The sequence below is a fragment of the Novosphingobium sp. genome, assembly GCF_032093395.1.
Classification (GTDB): domain Bacteria; phylum Pseudomonadota; class Alphaproteobacteria; order Sphingomonadales; family Sphingomonadaceae; genus Novosphingobium.
In genome coordinates this window covers 29,707-47,060 of sequence record NZ_DAMDBA010000013.1, presented here as the reverse complement: position 1 = coordinate 47,060, position 17,354 = coordinate 29,707, and the positions used below count along the sequence as shown (strand labels likewise).

The window sequence follows — 17,354 nt, the reverse complement described above, 5'->3', positions numbered from 1 at the left end:
GGTGGAATCACCTGATGACTCGGAAAATGCGGCAAACCAGAAACTTAGAGCGGTTGATCCGGTGCACCGGATCGGAAACCGCTCTAAGCCCGGAACTTAAGCGAAGACTTCCGCACCGGTGGGGTCGCGCGGGTCCATGCCGAAACGGTTGGGGCCGGGGGTGCCGGGCAGGCAAGTGATGACGAAGGAGGCGATCGTCGCGATCCAGCCGACGAAGGGAATCACGCCGAGGACGATCAGGCCCAAATACCACCAGCCGCTCATGTCGCGGTCGTGGAAGCGGCGCACCGCCACCGCGATGCTGGGAATGAACACGGCAAGGCTGTAGATGCCCGCAAGACCGACGAGAACGAAGAAGCCCGCGCCGAACAGAGCCGAGGGATCACCGCCTTGTTCCAGCTGCTGGAATGCGCCGAAGGAAAGCCCCAAAGCCATCGAAATGCCCAGGATAACCGCGAAAACGATGAAGTTCAGCAGGGCGAAACCCCAGTATTCGATCCGCAACGAACGCCCCTTGAAGTCCGCGTAGCGCTTGAACGGCAGGATCATATATTCGAACATCGTCTTTTCCCCTCTTGCTCAATGCCTTGCTCGATGGCGCGAGTATAGGCCGCGAAGCGAAGCGGGCAAGGCGCGGAAATGTTCCGGCAAGACGGGAAAAAGGAAAAGGGACGAAAGCAGTTTGGAAATTCGCCGCAGGCGAATTTTGCGGCACCGGCCCCAATTGGTTTCTGGCGCCCCCACCCTACCACCCAACGGTACTATCCTGCGGGTGGTAGGGTGGGGGCGCGGGCCGGTGCCGCTCTAAAATGCCCCGCGGGGCATTTTTCAAGGAAAACGCGCAAGGAAAAGGGACGCGCGGGAAACCCTGCGCGTCCCTGGCTAAGTTTGCGGTTCCTGCGTCTCCTCCCCTGCCGCCGGCTCCGCATTGTCGCGCTCCGGCTGTGCGCCGGTAACGCGCCGCCGCACCATGACGGCGCAGCTGGATATCGATCCTGTGGATGACGAAGCCGACCGACGGGAAAACCCGTTGGAAAAGCCTTGAGCATCCTCTCCCGGCGGCGGTGCACTTCTCGAGTCACCGTCTCGCCCTTGATTACGCAGCCGACACTAAGAGAATAATGCGAGGGGAACAATCACTCTTGCAGGCAATCAAACGGCTAATTCGAAAGCATCTTCCGGATGTGACACAAGTGCCACAATTGCACGGAACGCCTTGCGCGCTTGCCGAATTTGCCGGGATCGGTTAAGGGCGCGCCAATTTTGCGGCGCAGCATGCGCTGCTGGCCAACTCCTCGAACCGATAGGCACTGCATGTCAGCCCCGCTTCCCTTGCGCAATATCGCAATCATTGCGCACGTCGACCACGGCAAGACCACCCTCGTCGACCAGCTTTTCCGCCAGTCCGGCACCTTCCGTGAAAACCAGCGCATCGAAGAACGCGCCATGGACTCGAACGACCTCGAAAAGGAACGCGGGATCACCATCCTTGCGAAGCCGACCTCGATCGAGTGGAACGGCTACCGCATCAACATCGTCGACACACCCGGTCACGCCGACTTCGGCGCCGAAGTGGAACGCATCCTCTCGATGGTCGACGGCGTCGTCCTGCTGGTCGACTCGTCGGAAGGCGCGATGCCGCAGACCAAGTTCGTCACCGGCAAGGCGCTCGGCCTCGGCCTGAAGCCGATCGTCGTCGTCAACAAGATCGACCGTCCCGACGGCCGTCACGCCGAAGTGCTGGACGAAGTGTTCGACCTCTTCGTCAGCCTCGACGCCAACGACGAGCAGCTCGACTTCCCGACCCTCTACGCTTCGGGCCGCAACGGCTACGCCAGCTACGATCCGGATGCCCGCGAAGGCAACCTGACCCCGCTGTTCGAAAAGATCGTCGAGCACGTCCCCGCGCCGAACCTCGACCAGGACGCGCCGTTCTCGTTCCTTGCCACCCTGCTCGACCGTGACAACTTCATGGGCCGCGTCCTCACCGGCCGCGTCCAGACCGGCACGCTGAAGGTCAACGACCCGATCCGCGCCATCGACGCCGACGGCAAGGTGATCGAAGTCGGCCGTGCCACCAAGGTGCTGTCGTTCCGCGGCCTCGATCGCGTTCCCGTGGAAGAAGCCCGCGCCGGTGACATCATCGCGCTGGCCGGCCTCGAAAAGGCGACCGTTTCGAACACCATCGCCGATCCCTCGGTTTCGGTGCCGATCAAGGCCCAGCCGATCGATCCGCCGACCCTGGCGATGCGCTTTGCCGTCAACGACTCGCCGCTCGCGGGCCGTGAAGGCGACAAGGTGACCAGCCGCATGATCCGCGACCGCCTGATGCGCGAAGCGGAAACCAACGTTGCCATCCGCGTCACCGAATCGGCCGACCGCGACAGCTTCGAAGTGGCCGGTCGCGGCGAACTTCAGCTGGGCGTCGTCATCGAAACGATGCGCCGCGAAGGCTTCGAACTGGGCATCAGCCGCCCGCGCGTGCTGTTCGGCACCGACGAGAAGGGTGGCCGCACCGAGCCGTACGAAACCGTCGTGATCGACGTGGACGACGAATTCTCGGGCACCGTCGTCGAGAAGATGCAGCGCCGCAAGGCCGAGCTTACCGACATGCGTCCTTCGGGCGCCGGCAAGACCCGCATCACCTTCTCGGCCCCTTCGCGCGGCCTGATCGGCTACCACGGCGAGTTCCTGTCGGACACCCGCGGCACCGGCATCATGAACCGCCTGTTCGAGAAGTACGACGCGCACAAGGGTCCGATCGAAGGCCGCCAGAACGGCGTGTTGATTTCGAACGGCACCGGTGAAGCCGTCGGCTACGCGCTGAACAGCCTCGAAGACCGCGGCATCCTGTTCGTGAAGCCGCAGGAAAAGATCTACGAGGGCATGATCATCGGCGAAAACGCCAAGCCCGACGATCTCGAAGTGAACCCGATGAAGTCGAAGCAGCTGACGAACTTCCGTTCGACCGGCAAGGACGACGCCATCCGCCTCACCCCGCCCCGCGTCATGACGCTGGAGCAGGCGATCGCCTATATCGACGACGACGAAATGGTCGAAGTGACCCCGCAGTCGATCCGTCTGCGCAAGGCCTTCCTCGACCCGAACGAGCGCAAGAAGCAGAGCCGCAAGAAGGACTGATCCTTCCGGCGCTTCGGCGCCATCGGCCGATCCGGATAAACGGGCCCGGATAAAAAAAGGGGCGGCAACCACAAGGTTGCCGCCCCTTTCTCGTGTACTGGAGCCGTTTTTGGCCCTCTCCCAATCAGGGTATGGTCGGGATCAGAACTGGAAGCCGACCGTCGCGCGCAGCGAGTGATACGAAAAGTTCTTGTTCGATCCCTTGATGCTCGTCGAGCCCGAATCGATCAGGAATGGATTGGTTGCCGGCGCCGTGCCGGGACCGACTTCGACGCTATACTTGTTGTCGTTGTAGCGGTTGTAGAGGTATTCGAGGCCCAGGCTGACGTTGCGGGCGACCATGATTTCGCCGCCGCCGCCTGCCTGCCAGCCCCAGACCAGCTTGTTGTTCCGCTGCGGATCGAACGAGTTGGCGGTGTTGGTGGTCAGGAAGGTGTGGTCGATCTTGGCGACACCGCCGCCGCCCGTCACATAGAACAGCGCGCCGCCGCCGGGGGTGTAGCCGGCGCGCAGGCGGGCATTGAGGCCGTAGTCGAGCTGGCGCTGGATGACGTAGCTGGCGGGCGTGCTGCTGAAGCCGGACGTGGCATCCTTGGCCTCGCTCTTTACGCCTTCCACCAGGCCGCCGAGCACGAAGTTGCCCATGCGCTTGTCGTAACCGAAGCGTACGCCGTATTCGGCGCCGTCCTTGTCGCTGCGGCAACCGCCGTCAGGGGTCGAGCCCAGTGCGCGTCCGTTGCAGAAGCCGGGAGCGAAGGCATTCGCCCCTGCGGCGGTGTTCACCGTATTGTCGTACCGACCGTCACCGTCGGTATCGAAGCGCAGGCCGTCTCCGCTGTCGTTGCCCCGCGTCGAAAGGCCGCCGAATGCCTGAACATAAGGTCCGTCGAAGTGGCTGTCGCGCGCGGGGGTGTCGACGGCGATCGGCGCCGTATCGTCCTGCGCCATGGCCGGAACCGCAACGACGGCAACGGCAAGGCCGATTGCCGACGAAAGAAGGCGGGCAGTTTTCATGGTAATATCCCTGTCAAATTCATGCTTGGCTCTGCGTGAAGTTCAACCAGTGGATTTTGTTTCCTTTTCTGCGACGAACCGAAGCCGAATAGCAGATAGGCGGAGGATCGACGCAGGATCATTCATACAATCCTATACAAACCTGAACGAAATCTGCTCATCGCGCTTCGATCCGGTTCAGCCTCACCAGCGTAGAAGAACTTCAACAAGGGACGAGACCCCGGCCCCACCGGAGCCCCTGCCCAGCAAGGAGTTTCGACTATGACATTCTTCCGCAACACCGCGATCGCCACTGCCCTCGCCGCAACGGCGCTGGCAAGCGCCACCCCCGCGATGGCGCGCGACCACTATCGCAACAACGACAACACAGCCGCCGTCGCTATCGGCGCCGGGGTGATCGGCGTGGCCCTGGGCGCGATCCTCGCTTCGAACAATAACCGCGATCGCTATCGGGACGATCGCTATTATGGGAGCAGCTACGGCTCCGCCTACGACAGCAGCTGGCAGTATCGCGACGGCTGGTACTGGGACCGCGACGGCGGACGCCATAACCGCGACGACTACGACCGTTACCAGCGCGGCGACTATCGCCGTGGATACGACCGCGATCGCGGTGACTTCCGCCGCGGCTACTGATCGAGACGAACCACCGAGGCAGACCGGAAAAACCCCTCTCCGGCCTGCTGGAGACGCCCGGCCTAACGGCCGGGCGTCTTTGTTTCATCGGCATTTTTCATGCGATAGACGGTTCGTCGCAGGAAAGGCCGAATTCACGCCAAGTTCACCCCTAGGGGCGGATTTTGAACCTCCAACGTGCCCACCGACTCCGCCGTAACTTGGTTGGCCCGGAAAGGAGTGCGATATGATCAAATTGAACTGGAAGTCCTTCGGGCTTGCGACAGCGCTTGCGGCCTCGGCCCTGACCGCTTCCGCGCCGGCCATGGCGCGAGACTACTACGACAGAGGCGGAAACGACGCGGCCATCGCCATCGGCGCGGGCGTGATCGGCCTCGCTCTCGGCGCGGCTCTGGCCGATCGCGACGACGACCGATACTACGATCGCGGGTATTACGATTCGCGCCGATACGTGACCGTTCGCGACCGACCCGGCTATTACTACTACTATGACGGCGCGCCTAACCGGTACTACCGGGATCGCTACTACGACCGGTACTATGCGCCTTACTATCGGGACCGCTGGAACGGTCGCGACCGCTGGCGCGACGGCCGCCATGCCTGGCGGGACGATCGCCGGGGCTGGAGGGGCGACCGGAACCGTTGGGATCGTGGCCGCGACCGCTGGGACCGCGGTCGTGACCGCTGGCGCGACGATCGCAGGCGCGACGATCGGCGCCGGGACGACCGTCGTCGAGACTGGCGCCGCTAACCAGGCTTCCCCGGCGCGCTATCCCGCGCCGGGGACAGCATTGCGATCGGCGGTTTTCCGCAGGAACCAGCAACCGGCCATGAAGCCTACTCGCCATTTGCGGCGGGGAAGGCTATGGGGCGCCCACCATGCAAACCGCCGACCTGCGCATCGCCCTGTTTTCGGGCAACTACAACTATGTCCGTGACGGTGCCAACCAGGCGCTCAATCGCCTTGTCGGCTATCTTCTGCGTCAGGGCGCGCAAGTTCGGGTCTATGCGCCCGTAGTGAAGAACCCGGCCTTCGAACCCACCGGCGATCTGATCGGCATCCATTCGCTGCCGATCCCGAACCGTCCCGAATATCGCGTTCCGCTGGCGATCTCGATGAAGGCGCGCCGCGATCTCAAGGCTTTCGCGCCGAACGTGGTCCACGTCTCCTCGCCCGATCCGGTCGGGCACCAGGCCGTGACCTGGGCGCGCGCGCGCGGATTGCCGGTGCTCGCTTCGGTGCATACCCGGTTCGAGACCTACTTGCGCTATTACAACATGGCCTGGGGCGAGCCGGTGATCGAGGCGATCCTGCGCCGCTTCTACCGTCGTTGCGATGCGCTGGTGGCGCCTTCGGAATCGATGGCCCAGCTTCTGCGCGAGCAGCGCATGAACTACGATGTGTCGATCTGGTCGCGCGGCGTCGATCGCGAAATCTTCCACCCAGACCGCCGCGACCTCGCCTGGCGCCGCGCCCAGGGAATCTCCGACCATGAAGTGGTCGTGGGCTTCCTCGGCCGCCTGGTCATGGAGAAAGGCCTCGACGTCTTTTCAGACACGCTGGACGACCTCACCCGCCGGGGTGTTGCGCATCGCGTGCTCGTCGTCGGCGAAGGACCGGCGCGCGAATGGTTCCAGGCTCGCCTGCCGCAGGCCGCCTTCGTCGGCTTCCAGCAGGGCGCCGAGCTTGCCCGCGCGGTGGCCAGCATGGACATGCTGTTCAACCCCTCGGTCACCGAAACCTTCGGCAACGTCACGCTGGAAGCGATGGCCTGCCGCTTGCCTGTGATCGCCGCCGCCGCCACCGGCAGCCAGAGCCTGGTCGACGACCACGTTTCCGGCCGCCTGATTCCTCCGGGCGCCATCCACCAGTTCGCCGAAGCCTTGAAGGCCTACATCGAAAACGCGGAACTGCGCGCCGCGCACGGCCTGGCTGGAGAAGCCCGCGCGCTCGACTTCAGCTGGGATCGAATCAACCAGGCTGTGGCGGACACATATGTGCGCCTCGTCCGACAGCGTTCGCGGGGCTGAAGCAGCTTCGCCGCCAGACCATTTCAATCCCACACGCCGTCATCCTGAACTTGTTTCAGGATCCATTTCTGACCATCGACGGCGGTGGGATCGGCAAGATGGATCCTGAAACAAGTTCAGGATGACGTGGTGGTATGGGCCGGCCCCGCGCGCCTTACCTTACCGCAGTACGCCTGCATTGCGCAGCCGCACCGCATACCAGAGCAGGAACAAGGCCACGGCCCAGATCACCAGCGTTATGCCGATGCTGGCCGGGCTGGTCAGCATCGCCGGTACTTCCGATACGAACGGGTAGATCTGGTTCACCGCCAGCCCCAGCAGCGAGATGGTAAAGGCCGCCACCGCCAGCGCGAACGCAGGAGTAGCAGCAGCGAACCCGCCAGCCCGCCCCATACGCCCAGCGCCCAGGTGACGATCGTCCAGCTCGGCGCTGCGTCCAGCCAGTCGATCATCTCGGGCGAGAGGGGTGCGAGCCATTCGGGATTGCGCGTGACGGTCATCGAGAAATCGGTGCATCCGAAGGCGTTCCACACCAGCGCCAGCACCCCGACGATCCATAGATGCCGTGGGGTTCTCACTCCCAAGGTTCCGGCCATCGCTTACCCTCCCTGCCTTCCGTTTACGGCCTTGCAGGATACGCCTGCCCCGGAACCGATGCAATTCCTCGGAACAATAGCTAGATAGTGGCCATGGCCGACCTTTTTGCCGATGACCTGCCGCCCTCCTCCGCCCCCGGCGAACCGCGCGAGGATGCCCCGCTGGCGGACCGCCTGCGCCCGCGCACGCTGGACGACGTGGTAGGGCAGGAGCACCTGACCGGCCCGGAAGGCCCGATCGGGCGCATGGTGGCAGCGGGCCGCCTCTCCTCGATGATCCTCTGGGGCCCGCCCGGCACCGGCAAGACCAGCACCGCGCGCCTGCTGGCGGACGCGGTGGGCATGCGCTTCACCGCCGTGTCGGCCGTGTTCTCGGGCGTGGCCGATCTCAAGAAAGCTTTCGCCGAAGCCGATCTCGCGGCACGCGCAGGGCAGCGCACGCTGCTCTTCGTGGACGAGATCCACCGCTTCAACCGCGCCCAGCAGGACGGCTTCCTGCCGTTCGTCGAGCGCGGTACTGTCACCCTGGTCGGCGCGACCACGGAAAATCCCAGCTTCGCGCTCAACGCCGCTCTGCTCAGCCGTGCGCAAGTGCTGATCCTGCATCGCCTCGGCCCGGAAGCGCTCGGCGGCCTGCTGGACAAGGCCGAAGCCCTCGAAGGCCCGCTGCCGCTGGATGACAATGCCCGCGCGGCGCTTGTCGCCTCGGCAGACGGCGACGGACGCTTTCTGCTCAACCAGGCGGAGACGCTCTATGCCGCGCGGATCGCAGAGCCGCTCGACCCGGCAGGGCTCGGCCAGTTCCTGCAACGCCGCGTCGCGGTCTACGACAAGGACCGCGACGGCCACTACAACCTGATCTCCGCCCTGCATAAGGCTGTGCGCGGATCGGACCCGCAGGCCGCGCTCTATTATCTCTCGCGCATGCTGACCGCGGGGGAGGAACCGCTGTTCCTCCTGCGCCGCCTGGTACGCATGGCGAGCGAGGACATCGGGTTGGCCGACCCGCAGGCGCTCGCCCAGTGCCTTGCCGCCAAGCAGGCCTACGAGTTCCTCGGCTCACCCGAAGGCGAACTGGCGATCGCCCAGGCCTGCCTCTATGTCGCCACCGCGCCGAAATCGAATGCGGCCTACATGGCGTACAAGGCCGCCACCCGCTCCGCGCGAGAGACGGGATCGCTCATGCCGCCCGCCAATATCCTCAATGCCCCGACCAAGCTGATGAAGGATATCGGCTACGGCAAGGACTACGCCTACGACCACGACGCGCCAGACGGCTTCTCGGGCGACGACTACTGGCCCGAGGAGATGACCCCGCAGACTTTCTACGACCCCGTGGAACGCGGTTTCGAGCGGGAAATCCGCAAGCGCATCGAATGGTGGGATCGCAAGCGGGCCGAGCGGCGCGAGGAATAGCGCGAAGCGATGCCCCGGTTCCGGCATTTCATGGCGATCGACTGGTCGGGGGCGCTCGGCCCGCGCCAGAAGGGCATCGCCGTCGCCCTTTGCAGCCTCGACGGCGCCCCGCGCCTGCTTCGCCCGACCACCCACCCCCACTGGTCGCGCGAGGATGTGCTGCACCTGCTGCTGGATGGATTGCCCGAAGATACACTGGTCGGGCTCGACCTCGGCATATCGCTGCCTTTCGCGGATGCCGGGGCCTTCTTCCCGGATTGGCCGGACAGCCCGCCGGATGCCCGCGCGCTCTGGGCACTGGTCGATGCGGTCTGCACGCAGGACGAGCACTTGGCCGCCGCCAGCTTCGTCGATCACCCCGAACTCAGCGCCTACTTCCGCCGCCACGGCGGCCGGGAAGGCGCCCGCTTCCATCTCCCCGCCGCGCTCCACCGGCGCGGGCGCATGCGCGTGACCGAGGAAGCGCAGGCCCGTGCAGGGTGCAAGCCCTACTCCAACTTCAACCTCGTGGGCGCGGCGCAAGTCGGCAAGTCCAGCCTTACCGGCATGCGGCTGCTGCACCGGCTCGGCGGCGCGCTGCCGGTCTGGCCGATCGATCCTCTACCGGAAAGCGGATCGGTGGTGACCGAGATCTATACCACCCTCGCCGCGGTCGCCGCCGGACGGACTGCAAGCCGCGCCAAGATCACCGACCATGCGGCGCTCGACGCCGCCCTTTCCGTGCTGGGCGCCCCGGCGATCGGCGGCACCGGCCCGATCGACGACCATAGCGCCGACGCCCTGCTCACCGCCGCCTGGATGCGCACCGCCGCGCCGCGCGCGGACCTGTGGAAACCCCTTGATCTGACACCCGAACTGGCCCGGACCGAGGGCTGGACCTTCGGCGCGGCATAGCCCAGAACCATCGCCATCGGGGCGATGAACGACGTGCCCCCAAGATGATCGACAGGGACAATTCAGCCTATGAAACACGCGTTGCTGGCAGGAATCGCCTGCCTTGCTCTCGGTCTTGGTACCCAAAGCGCGCAAGCGAAGCCCGCCACCTTACCGCCTACGGCCGTATCGGTCGCCCTCGGCAAGCCCGCCACGCCGTGGAAGGCCTTCGTCAACGGTACGATCGAAGCCTGGATGGCGCAGGATCCCTCCTTCGCCGTCTACCAGGGCGCGCACCAGTTCGACGGCAAGCTGCCCGACTGGAGCCCGGCCGGCCTCAAGGCACGCGGCGCGTTCCTGAAGAAAGTGATCGCCGACGCCGGGGCCTTCACCGGCCTCTCCGCCGAGGACGGGTTCGAGCGCGACTATCTCGTCCAGGTCGCCAAGGGCCAGCTGTTCTGGCTGGAAGACGCCGACAAGCCGCACAACAACCCCGGCTACTACATCGAGAGCGGCCTCGATCCGAACGTCTACGTCAGCCGCGCCTATGCCGACAAGCCGACGCGCATGAAGGCGATGATCGCCTTCTTCAAGGCCGTGCCCACCGCCGCCGCGCAGATTCGCGGCAATCTGAAGACGGCCATGCCCGCCAGCTTCATCAAGCTCGGCACCGCAGGATTCTCGGGCTTTGCCGATTATTATCGCGGCGATGCCCGCACCGCTTTTGCCGACGTGAAGGACGCGAAGCTCCAGGCCGAGTTCAAGGCCAGTTCGGAAAGCGCGGCCAAGGCCATGCAGGACCTTTCGGACTGGCTCGCCAAGGCCACGCCGACGCAGGACTTCGCCATGGGGCCTGAGCGCTTCTCGCGCATGCTGGCCGCCACCGAGGCCGTCGATGCCCCGCTCGGCGAACTCGAAGCCGTGGGCCGCGCCGATCTCAAGCGCAACCAGGACCTGCTCAAGGCCGCCTGCGCCGAATATGCGCCCGGCAAGGACATTCAGGGCTGCTTCGACAAGATGCGCGCCGACAAGCCGGAAGGCGGCCCCGTCGCCGCCGCGCGCCTCCAGATCCCCGAGCTGACCGCCTTCGTGCGCCAGCACGACATCGCCACGATCCCTGGCACCGAGCAGGCGCTGGTCGAGGAAAGCCCGCCCTACAACCGCCAGAACTCGGCCTATATCGATCCCGCCGGGCCGCTGGAGAAGGGCATCCCCTCGGTCTACTATATCTCGCCGCCCGATCCCTCCTGGTCGCAGCAGATGCAGCAGGATTACATCCCCGGAAAGAACGACCTGCTGTTCACGTCGGTCCATGAGGTCATGCCGGGTCACTTCCTGCAATTCCTCCACTCGAACCGCTCGCCTTCCTGGGTGGGCCGTCTCTGGGTCGGCTATGCCTATGCGGAAGGCTGGGCGCACTATGCCGAGGAGATGATGTGGGACGCAGGCCTCGGAAACGGCGATGCGGGCGTCCATGTCGGCCAGCTTTCGAACTCGCTGCTGCGCAACTGCCGCTATCTCTCGGCCATCGGCCTCCACGCGCGCGGCATGACGCAGGAACAGTCCAAGCGCATGTTCATGGACGAATGCTATCAGGACGAAGGCACCGCAGAGCAGCAGGCCGCGCGCGGCACTTACGATCCGGCCTACCTCAACTATACCCTCGGCAAGTTGATGATCCGCAAGCTGCGCGACGACTGGACCGCCTCACGCGGAGGCCGCGCGGCCTGGAAGCCGTTCCACGACCAGTTCCTGAGCCACGGCGGCCCGCCAATCCCGCTCGTGCGCCAGGCAATGATGAAGGAAGACGCGCCCCACGCGATTTTCTGAGTAGATATTTCACAAAAGCAACTGGACCGGCGCCCCTCCCTCGCGGTAAGGGCGCCGGACTTGTTTCGCGCATCTTGATCTTTCGATGCGCCGGGCCGGCTTAGCTCAGTTGGTAGAGCACCTGATTTGTAATCAGGGGGCCACGGGTTCGAATCCTGTAGCCGGCACCACCGTCCACCTTTCTCCGACACCCTGACGTCACGATTAAAGGACGATCGCCCCTAGCGAGGAGATTTCGTCGAAATAGCGGGCGATCCTGTCTGCGGCGTTTTCGGTGAGTTCGATGAAGGCCCGGCGACGGTCGTTTTCATCGCAGACGCGTTGGAACAGCCCGGCCTGAACCAGGGCGCCGATCCAGCGCAAGGCCGTGGTCGGCGGTACGCCGGAGGCGATGCAAAGCGAGGTTACGGCAACCCGCTTGCCTTCCACGCGCGCGGCGGCAAGGTCCAGCAACATGTCCCAGGCGGGATCGGCGAAAAACTCGCCTTCGATGAAGCGCGCGCGCAACTGCCTTTGGCGGATGACGCGGCGAATCAGGCGCGCTTCAGGCAGGCTGGCAGACTTTGCCAGCGGCACGGCCCGCTTTTCCACCGGCCGCCCCTCCACCGAATTGCGCGGCTCCATGACCGCCGTCGTCTCTCGCGGCGCCAGCCGGTCGATGTGTCCCGCGATCTGCCCGACCTGCTCGGTAAGGCGCAGCAGCATCAGCCGATCGTCGTCGGACAGTTCTCTCAGGCGAGCGGCCGGGAAGCCTGCCAGCGTCTGCCCCAGCGCCATGACACGCTCGGCACGATTGGGGTCAACCAAAAGGAGCGGCGACGACATGTCCATGCAGGCGAAGACATCGTCCAGCGCATCGACCGACGTGGACACGATCAGCCGCGTCTCGCCACTGGCAGCCCGCAGGTCCAGCCGCGCCAGCGCAGCCATGGCTTGCGCATCCACGATCGGGCAATCGAGGAGAACGACATCGGCCAGCGGCCGCCCCTCGTTCTCCATCAATTCCCTGAGCGGCGCCGCATGGGCGACCTCCACTCCGGCGGCGATCGCATCTTCCCGCATCGTGGCACGCAAGGGCGGCCTGTCCACGAAGATCGACAGCGACACCGCCCTGGCACCAGACGCGCTGGATGAAACTCCATAGGAGAAATCGGCGATTTCCGCGCCCTGCATGATCGCCCACCCCTGCTTCGACAACTGCATCAGGGGTATAACGTAGGCCTTCGAAGTCAACGCAATCGATGGTTAAAACCTTGTTACCAGCCCGAAATCTCGCGGGTTACCAGTGTTTCGAGCATCTCCATCCCGGCCGCATGATCGTTCAGGCAGGCGAGCACCGCGATCTTCTGCCCCCCGGCCTCCTCGAAAACCTCCCGGCCCCGAATTGCCAATTCCTCCAGCGTCTCCACGCAGTCGGCCGAGAATCCCGGCGCCGCCACCGCGATACGGCGCGTCCCGGCTTTCGCTTCTGCCGCCAGGACGTCCTCGGTCGAAGGCTCCAGCCACTTGGCGCGGCCGAAACGCGACTGGAAGCTCGTCTCGATGCGCAGGTCCGGCCTGGCTTTCGCGAGGCGCTCGCTCAACAGCCGCGAGGTTTCCCGGCAATGCCGGTGATAGGGATCGCCCAGGTCGGCGGTACGCTGCGGCATGCCGTGATAGGAAAGCAGCAGCAGCTCGGGCACGAAGTCCAGCGCCTCGACCTGGTGCAGGAGATCGCTTTCCAGCGCGCCGATATAGGCGGGATCGCTGAAATAGGGCGGCAGGGTGCGGATCGCGGGTTGCGCGCGCATCGTGGCGAGCGCATCGCCCAGCTTGTCCATCACCGAAGCCGTGGTTGCGCCCGAATATTGCGGATAGAGCGGCGCCACCAGGATGCGGTCGCACCCGGCCTGCGTCATCGCCTCCAGCCGCGAGGGGATCGAAGGATTGCCGTAGCGCATGGCCCAATCCACCTTGGCCCGCGCGCCCAAGCGCTCTTGCAGGCGTGCGCCCTGGGCCCGCGTGATCGCGGCGAGCGGCGAGCCTTCCTCGGTCCAGACCTGCCTGTAGGCGTGGGCCGACTTGGCAGGGCGGGTCCGCAGGATGACGCCGCGCAGGATCGGCTGCCAGGCGATCGCGGGGATCTCCACGACGCGGCGGTCCGAGAGGAATTCGGCAAGATAGCGACGGACGGCGGACGGTGTCGGCGCGTCCGGCGTGCCGAGGTTCACGAGAAGGACGCCGATCCCGCCGGACAGGGACGGCTGAGTACTGGGAGACATTACATATCCTCGGCAAAAAGCGGCAAACGGCGGAAACGCAGCCCGGTTGCCGAGTAAAGCGCATTGGCGACGGCGGGCGCGACAACCGCGACCCCGATTTCGCCGGGGTCAGCAGGATCGGCCGTGCTGTCGATGAACTCCACCTCGATCGCCGGGCAATCGGCCAGGGTGGGCAGGGCAAGGTCGGACAGGCGCTCGCCGTCCGGACGTCCGCCCGCGTAACTGGCACTGCACCCCAGCGCCAGCCCGAGCCCGAAGACCAAGCCGCCCTCGATCTGCTGGCGCGCCACGTCCAGATTCACGATGCGGCCGATGTCGGCGACGGCGCTCAGCTTGTCCACCCGTACCCCGTTCTCGTCCCGCCTGGCGCCGGCAACCACGGCGATGCGCGCTTCCCCGATGACATGGCAAGCAAGGCCTTGGCCGCTGTTGTTGCCGCCTCCGCCCCACTGCGAGAGACTGGCCGCGCGCTGGAGGCACTCGGCAAGGCGGGGATCGTGGCCGAGCATCGCCATGCGGAACGAGAGCGGCTCGCGCCCGGCCCGGTGCGCCAGTTCGTCCACGAAGCTCTCGTTGAAGAAGGCGGTGTAACCATGCGCATTGCCGCGCATCCGGGCGGTCGGCAGGCCGATCGCGGCGGGGATGTGATCGACGGCCAGATTGGGCACGGCATAGGCGGGAATCGCGCCTTCCACCGCCATCGGATCGTCGGCCTCGGCCACGGCATCGAGCGCATCGAACGGCGCATCGCCCAAGAAGAAGCGCCGTCCGAACTCGCGGGCGGTAGCCGGTGCGGCGATGCGGGCGCGCCAGGCGAGGGGTCTTCCCTCGGGATCGGGCCGCGCGGCCATAACGGCCACCGCAGGCGCGCGGGGAAAGGTGGCGAAGTGCTCCTGCCGTCGCGAAACCGTCAATTGCACGGGACGCCCCGCCTCCTTCGCCAGAATCGCGACTTGCACGGCGTGGGCGCATTCCAGCCGCCGGTCGAAACTGCCGCCGATCGGCATGGGATAGAGCACGACGTCGCCCGCATGGATCCCGAGCGCCTCTGCCGCGGCGGTACGGGCGGCTTCGGGCGCCTGGGTGCCGATCCAGAGTTCGAGGCGGCCGCCATTGTAGCGCGCAGTGGCGCAGGCGGTCTCGATCGACGCGTGGAGGGCCGGGGCCACTTCATAGCGGATCTGCACGGGCATGGCGCCCTCGACGGCGGCCTTGTCTCCCGCCAGATGGATGCGCGTGGGCGAGCCATGCGCCATGGCCTCGTCCAGCGCCGTGTCGATCTCGCCGCTGTCGCTGCCGCGCGCGACGCGAAAGCGCGGTGCGGCACGGGTGAGTGCGGTTTCCGCCGTCCACCAGTCCTGCGCCAGCGCCGCCACCCAGTCCGGCCCCTGGACGAAGCGCGCGAAGCCGCGCAGGCCCTTGCCGGCGTTTCCGTCGTATCCCGAGACACTGGCCTTGCCGAGCGGCGCATGGCGGATCGCCGCGCGCAGCATGTCCGGCAGGCGAACGTCGCCTGCGAAAGTCCACGATCCGTCCACTTTCGAGGGCAGGTCCAGGCGGGGATAGCGCAAGGGTGCGCCGGGGACGAATTCGCCCGGCTTCTCGGCCATCGGCTCGGGACGCAGCGGCGGCGGATCCGGCGGCGAGAAGCCTGCCGCCTCGCTTGCCAGCGGGCCGAAGTTCAGCCGCTTTTCGCCATGCGTGACGAGCCCGGCGGCCACTTCGCACGTCTCGGGCGCGACGTTCCAGCGCGCCGCTGCCGCCTGGACCAACAGCGCGCGCGCGGAAGCGGCGGCGGCGCGGGCCGGTCCCTCATAGGCGGCGACGGAAGTCCCGTCGGCCGTGACGTTGAAGCGGCGATCCTCGGCCCAGCGCCGCGCGATCATGCCCTCGGGCGCCCCGGCAAGACCGGACGCGAACGGCATCCAGAGCGGCGCCCACTTCGCAGCCAGCACGGTGTTGGCATAAAGCGCACTGACTGGGGCGGGCTCCACCGCCACCTGCCGCCAGTCGGCGCCGAGTTCGTGGGCGACGATCTGCGGCAGCAGCGTGGTCACCCCCTGCCCCATCTCGACTTGCGGCACCGCGACGCTGACCACGCCATCGGCCGCGATCTTGATCCAGGCGCCGAAGGCATATTCGTCGCGGCCGGGTTCGAGCGGAAGCGGAAAGCGGCGCGGACGCACCAGATAGCCCACCGCAAGACCGCCGCCCGCCAGCGCGCCGATCAGGATTCCCCTCCTGGAAACGGAGGGGCGCGGAAGCGGCATCAGTGGCTGTCCAACCAGTCCGAAACCTTAGCGGCAAGCGCGGCGAAAGCCTCGGCTTGAGGGCCTTCTCCGGCGGCGGGCGGCTTGCCGGCATCGCTGTCGCGCCGAATGGCGATGTCCAGCGGGATGCGGCCGAGGAACGTCTGCCCCATGTCCCGCGCCGCCGCTTCGGCACCGCCGATGCCGAAGGGATCGCTCACCTCGCCGCAATGGGGGCAGGCATAGCCGGCCATGTTCTCGACGACGCCCACCACCGGCACGCCGCTCTTCTCGAACAGCTCCACCGCGCGCGTGGCGTCCATAAGCGCCAGATCCTGCGGCGTGGAGACGATGACCGCGCCAGCCGGCTTGAACTTCTGAAGCATGGTCAGCTGCACGTCACCGGTGCCGGGCGGAAGGTCCACCACGACGACTTCGGCATTGTCCCAATGGCCTTCGAGCATCTTGGTGAGCGCGCCCGCCACCATCGGCCCACGCCAGGCGATCGCCTGCCCCGGCTCCAGCAGGTTGGCCATCGACAGCACCGGCACGCCGAAAGCACTGGCGACCGGAACCAGCCGGCTCTCGTGCGCTACCGGCCGCTGCCCCTCGGTGCCGAGCAGGCGGGCCTGCGAGGGTCCGTAGATATCCGCATCGACCAGCCCGACCTTGCGCCCCATGCGCGAAAGCGCCACGGCGAGATTGGCCGCCAGCGTCGACTTGCCGACCCCGCCCTTGCCCGATCCCACCGCCAGGATGCGCCGCACCGGCTTCTCCGCCATGACCGCCACGCGCACGTCGTCGACGCCCGGCTGGCCATCGAGCGCGCCCGAGACGAGCTGCTCCAGCCCCGCGCGATCCTGCACGGACAGGCCGGTGGCATCGATCACCACGCTCACCTTGCCGTCGGCAACCCGCAGCGACTGGATCCGCCCCGCCACCTCGGCCGGCAGGAGGGCTTTCAGTCGATCGGCGTCCGAAATGGTCATCGCGTCCTTTTCCAAAGCTGGCGGTGCCAAATGCCGGCACGCCTCAGGAAGAATTTGGGGTTCAGGTGAAGCAGTCGGAGAAAAAGGGCAAGAGAGGCACTGTTTTTGTGCGGATACCGCACCTATAGATAAAGCCATGAAAGCAATCGGTGATGCAAACTCGCCCCACGGTCTCGCCATGAGCGGACGCCAGAGCCCCTGGGGCGGCGGCAATGACGGAAATTCCGGCTCCGGATCCGAGGGGCCGGAAGACGGTTCGCAGAGCGGTTCCGGCGACAGTTCCGAACCGGAACGACCCGTGACGGGAGACACGGAAAG

General features: G+C 66.1%; 15 protein-coding genes, 1 tRNA gene and 1 pseudogene. 9 read left to right on the top strand and 8 right to left on the bottom strand.

Features of this window, described 5'->3' with window-relative positions:
- Nucleotides 1–96: 96 nt before the first annotated feature.
- On the bottom strand, nucleotides 97–561 hold the full coding sequence (locus RT424_RS07150; protein WP_313435721.1) for a DUF805 domain-containing protein: 465 nt from the start codon (nucleotides 559–561) through the stop codon (nucleotides 97–99).
- A 753-nt stretch (nucleotides 562–1,314) separates the two neighbouring features.
- Here RT424_RS07150 and typA point away from each other — a divergent pair.
- Nucleotides 1,315–3,141 (top strand): translational GTPase TypA, encoded by a 1,827-nt coding sequence (gene typA / locus RT424_RS07145; protein ID WP_313435719.1) that lies wholly within the window; start codon nucleotides 1,315–1,317, stop codon nucleotides 3,139–3,141.
- Nucleotides 3,142–3,282: 141 nt separating this feature from the next.
- On the opposite strand, the gene RT424_RS07140 is transcribed toward typA, so the two are convergent.
- The gene (locus RT424_RS07140) at nucleotides 3,283–4,155 is read right to left on the bottom strand and encodes a hypothetical protein (RefSeq protein ID WP_313435717.1); all 873 of its coding nucleotides are present in this window, start codon (nucleotides 4,153–4,155) and stop codon (nucleotides 3,283–3,285) included.
- Between the two features lie 261 nt (nucleotides 4,156–4,416).
- Here RT424_RS07140 and RT424_RS07135 point away from each other — a divergent pair, with 261 nt between their 5' ends.
- The 3 genes from RT424_RS07135 to RT424_RS07125 all read left to right on the top strand — a co-directional run bounded on the left by RT424_RS07135 (nucleotide 4,417) and on the right by RT424_RS07125 (nucleotide 6,822).
- Entirely contained in the window at nucleotides 4,417–4,791 is a 375-nt protein-coding gene (locus tag RT424_RS07135) for a hypothetical protein (protein WP_313435715.1), read from the top strand.
- A gap of 226 nt (nucleotides 4,792–5,017) precedes the next feature.
- A complete protein-coding gene (locus RT424_RS07130; RefSeq protein WP_313435713.1) occupies nucleotides 5,018–5,542 on the top strand; it encodes a hypothetical protein in 525 nt (174 codons plus the stop codon).
- Nucleotides 5,543–5,670: 128 nt separating this feature from the next.
- Nucleotides 5,671–6,822, top strand: coding sequence for a glycosyltransferase family 1 protein (locus tag RT424_RS07125; RefSeq protein WP_313435711.1), 1,152 nt, complete (start codon nucleotides 5,671–5,673; stop codon nucleotides 6,820–6,822).
- A 159-nt stretch (nucleotides 6,823–6,981) separates the two neighbouring features.
- On the opposite strand, the gene RT424_RS07120 is transcribed toward RT424_RS07125, so the two are convergent.
- Nucleotides 6,982–7,128 (bottom strand): hypothetical protein, encoded by a 147-nt coding sequence (locus tag RT424_RS07120; protein ID WP_313435709.1) that lies wholly within the window; start codon nucleotides 7,126–7,128, stop codon nucleotides 6,982–6,984.
- A complete protein-coding gene (locus tag RT424_RS07115; RefSeq protein WP_313435707.1) occupies nucleotides 7,125–7,400 on the bottom strand; it encodes a hypothetical protein in 276 nt (91 codons plus the stop codon). The genes RT424_RS07120 and RT424_RS07115 overlap by 4 nt, the downstream gene beginning before the upstream one ends.
- 111 nt (nucleotides 7,401–7,511) lie before the next feature.
- Here RT424_RS07115 and RT424_RS07110 point away from each other — a divergent pair, with 111 nt between their 5' ends.
- The 4 genes from RT424_RS07110 (at nucleotide 7,512) to RT424_RS07095 (ending at nucleotide 11,707) form a co-directional block, all read left to right on the top strand.
- A complete protein-coding gene (locus tag RT424_RS07110; protein ID WP_313435705.1) occupies nucleotides 7,512–8,834 on the top strand; it encodes a replication-associated recombination protein A in 1,323 nt (440 codons plus the stop codon).
- A 9-nt stretch (nucleotides 8,835–8,843) separates the two neighbouring features.
- Nucleotides 8,844–9,728: a hypothetical protein gene (locus tag RT424_RS07105; RefSeq protein WP_313435703.1), complete on the top strand. Its 885-nt coding sequence runs from the start codon at nucleotides 8,844–8,846 to the stop codon at nucleotides 9,726–9,728.
- 69 nt (nucleotides 9,729–9,797) lie between these two features.
- Complete coding sequence (locus RT424_RS07100; protein WP_313435701.1) at nucleotides 9,798–11,537, top strand: DUF885 domain-containing protein; 1,740 nt, start codon at nucleotides 9,798–9,800, stop codon at nucleotides 11,535–11,537.
- Nucleotides 11,538–11,631: 94 nt separating this feature from the next.
- Nucleotides 11,632–11,707, top strand: a tRNA-Thr gene (locus RT424_RS07095).
- 34 nt (nucleotides 11,708–11,741) lie between these two features.
- Here RT424_RS07095 and RT424_RS07090 read toward each other — a convergent pair.
- Genes RT424_RS07090 through RT424_RS07075 form a run of 4 tightly spaced genes read right to left on the bottom strand, consistent with a single transcriptional unit; the run spans nucleotide 11,742 to nucleotide 17,036 of the window.
- Complete coding sequence (locus tag RT424_RS07090; protein WP_313435699.1) at nucleotides 11,742–12,740, bottom strand: MarR family transcriptional regulator; 999 nt, start codon at nucleotides 12,738–12,740, stop codon at nucleotides 11,742–11,744.
- Between the two features lie 53 nt (nucleotides 12,741–12,793).
- Nucleotides 12,794–13,798: a ferrochelatase gene (gene hemH, locus RT424_RS07085; protein ID WP_313435697.1), complete on the bottom strand. Its 1,005-nt coding sequence runs from the start codon at nucleotides 13,796–13,798 to the stop codon at nucleotides 12,794–12,796.
- A complete protein-coding gene (locus tag RT424_RS07080) occupies nucleotides 13,798–16,068 on the bottom strand; it encodes a molybdopterin cofactor-binding domain-containing protein (protein WP_313435695.1) in 2,271 nt (756 codons plus the stop codon). The genes hemH and RT424_RS07080 overlap by 1 nt, the downstream gene beginning before the upstream one ends.
- The gene (locus RT424_RS07075; protein WP_313435693.1) at nucleotides 16,068–17,036 is read right to left on the bottom strand and encodes an Mrp/NBP35 family ATP-binding protein; all 969 of its coding nucleotides are present in this window, start codon (nucleotides 17,034–17,036) and stop codon (nucleotides 16,068–16,070) included. The genes RT424_RS07080 and RT424_RS07075 overlap by 1 nt, the downstream gene beginning before the upstream one ends.
- A 136-nt stretch (nucleotides 17,037–17,172) precedes the next feature.
- Between RT424_RS07075 and RT424_RS07070 the strand changes: the two are divergent.
- Nucleotides 17,173–17,354, top strand: a pseudogene (locus RT424_RS07070) (hypothetical protein); the annotation flags it as partial.

Excerpts from the sequence above, each read along its gene's own strand:
- RT424_RS07135 (WP_313435715.1), top strand. The coding sequence starts at position 4,417 with ATGACATTCTTCCGCAACACCGCGATCGCCACTGCCCTCGCCGCAACG.
- typA (WP_313435719.1), top strand. The coding sequence starts at position 1,315 with ATGTCAGCCCCGCTTCCCTTGCGCAATATCGCAATCATTGCGCACGTC.
- RT424_RS07090 (WP_313435699.1), bottom strand. The coding sequence starts at position 12,740 with ATGCAGTTGTCGAAGCAGGGGTGGGCGATCATGCAGGGCGCGGAAATC.
- RT424_RS07125 (WP_313435711.1), top strand. The coding sequence starts at position 5,671 with ATGCAAACCGCCGACCTGCGCATCGCCCTGTTTTCGGGCAACTACAAC.
- hemH (WP_313435697.1), bottom strand. The coding sequence starts at position 13,798 with ATGTCTCCCAGTACTCAGCCGTCCCTGTCCGGCGGGATCGGCGTCCTT.
- RT424_RS07130 (WP_313435713.1), top strand. The coding sequence starts at position 5,018 with ATGATCAAATTGAACTGGAAGTCCTTCGGGCTTGCGACAGCGCTTGCG.
- RT424_RS07140 (WP_313435717.1), bottom strand. The coding sequence starts at position 4,155 with ATGAAAACTGCCCGCCTTCTTTCGTCGGCAATCGGCCTTGCCGTTGCC.
- RT424_RS07100 (WP_313435701.1), top strand. The coding sequence starts at position 9,798 with ATGAAACACGCGTTGCTGGCAGGAATCGCCTGCCTTGCTCTCGGTCTT.
- RT424_RS07105 (WP_313435703.1), top strand. The coding sequence starts at position 8,844 with ATGCCCCGGTTCCGGCATTTCATGGCGATCGACTGGTCGGGGGCGCTC.
- RT424_RS07075 (WP_313435693.1), bottom strand. The coding sequence starts at position 17,036 with ATGACCATTTCGGACGCCGATCGACTGAAAGCCCTCCTGCCGGCCGAG.
- RT424_RS07110 (WP_313435705.1), top strand. The coding sequence starts at position 7,512 with ATGGCCGACCTTTTTGCCGATGACCTGCCGCCCTCCTCCGCCCCCGGC.
- RT424_RS07080 (WP_313435695.1), bottom strand. The coding sequence starts at position 16,068 with ATGCCGCTTCCGCGCCCCTCCGTTTCCAGGAGGGGAATCCTGATCGGC.
- RT424_RS07150 (WP_313435721.1), bottom strand. The coding sequence starts at position 561 with ATGTTCGAATATATGATCCTGCCGTTCAAGCGCTACGCGGACTTCAAG.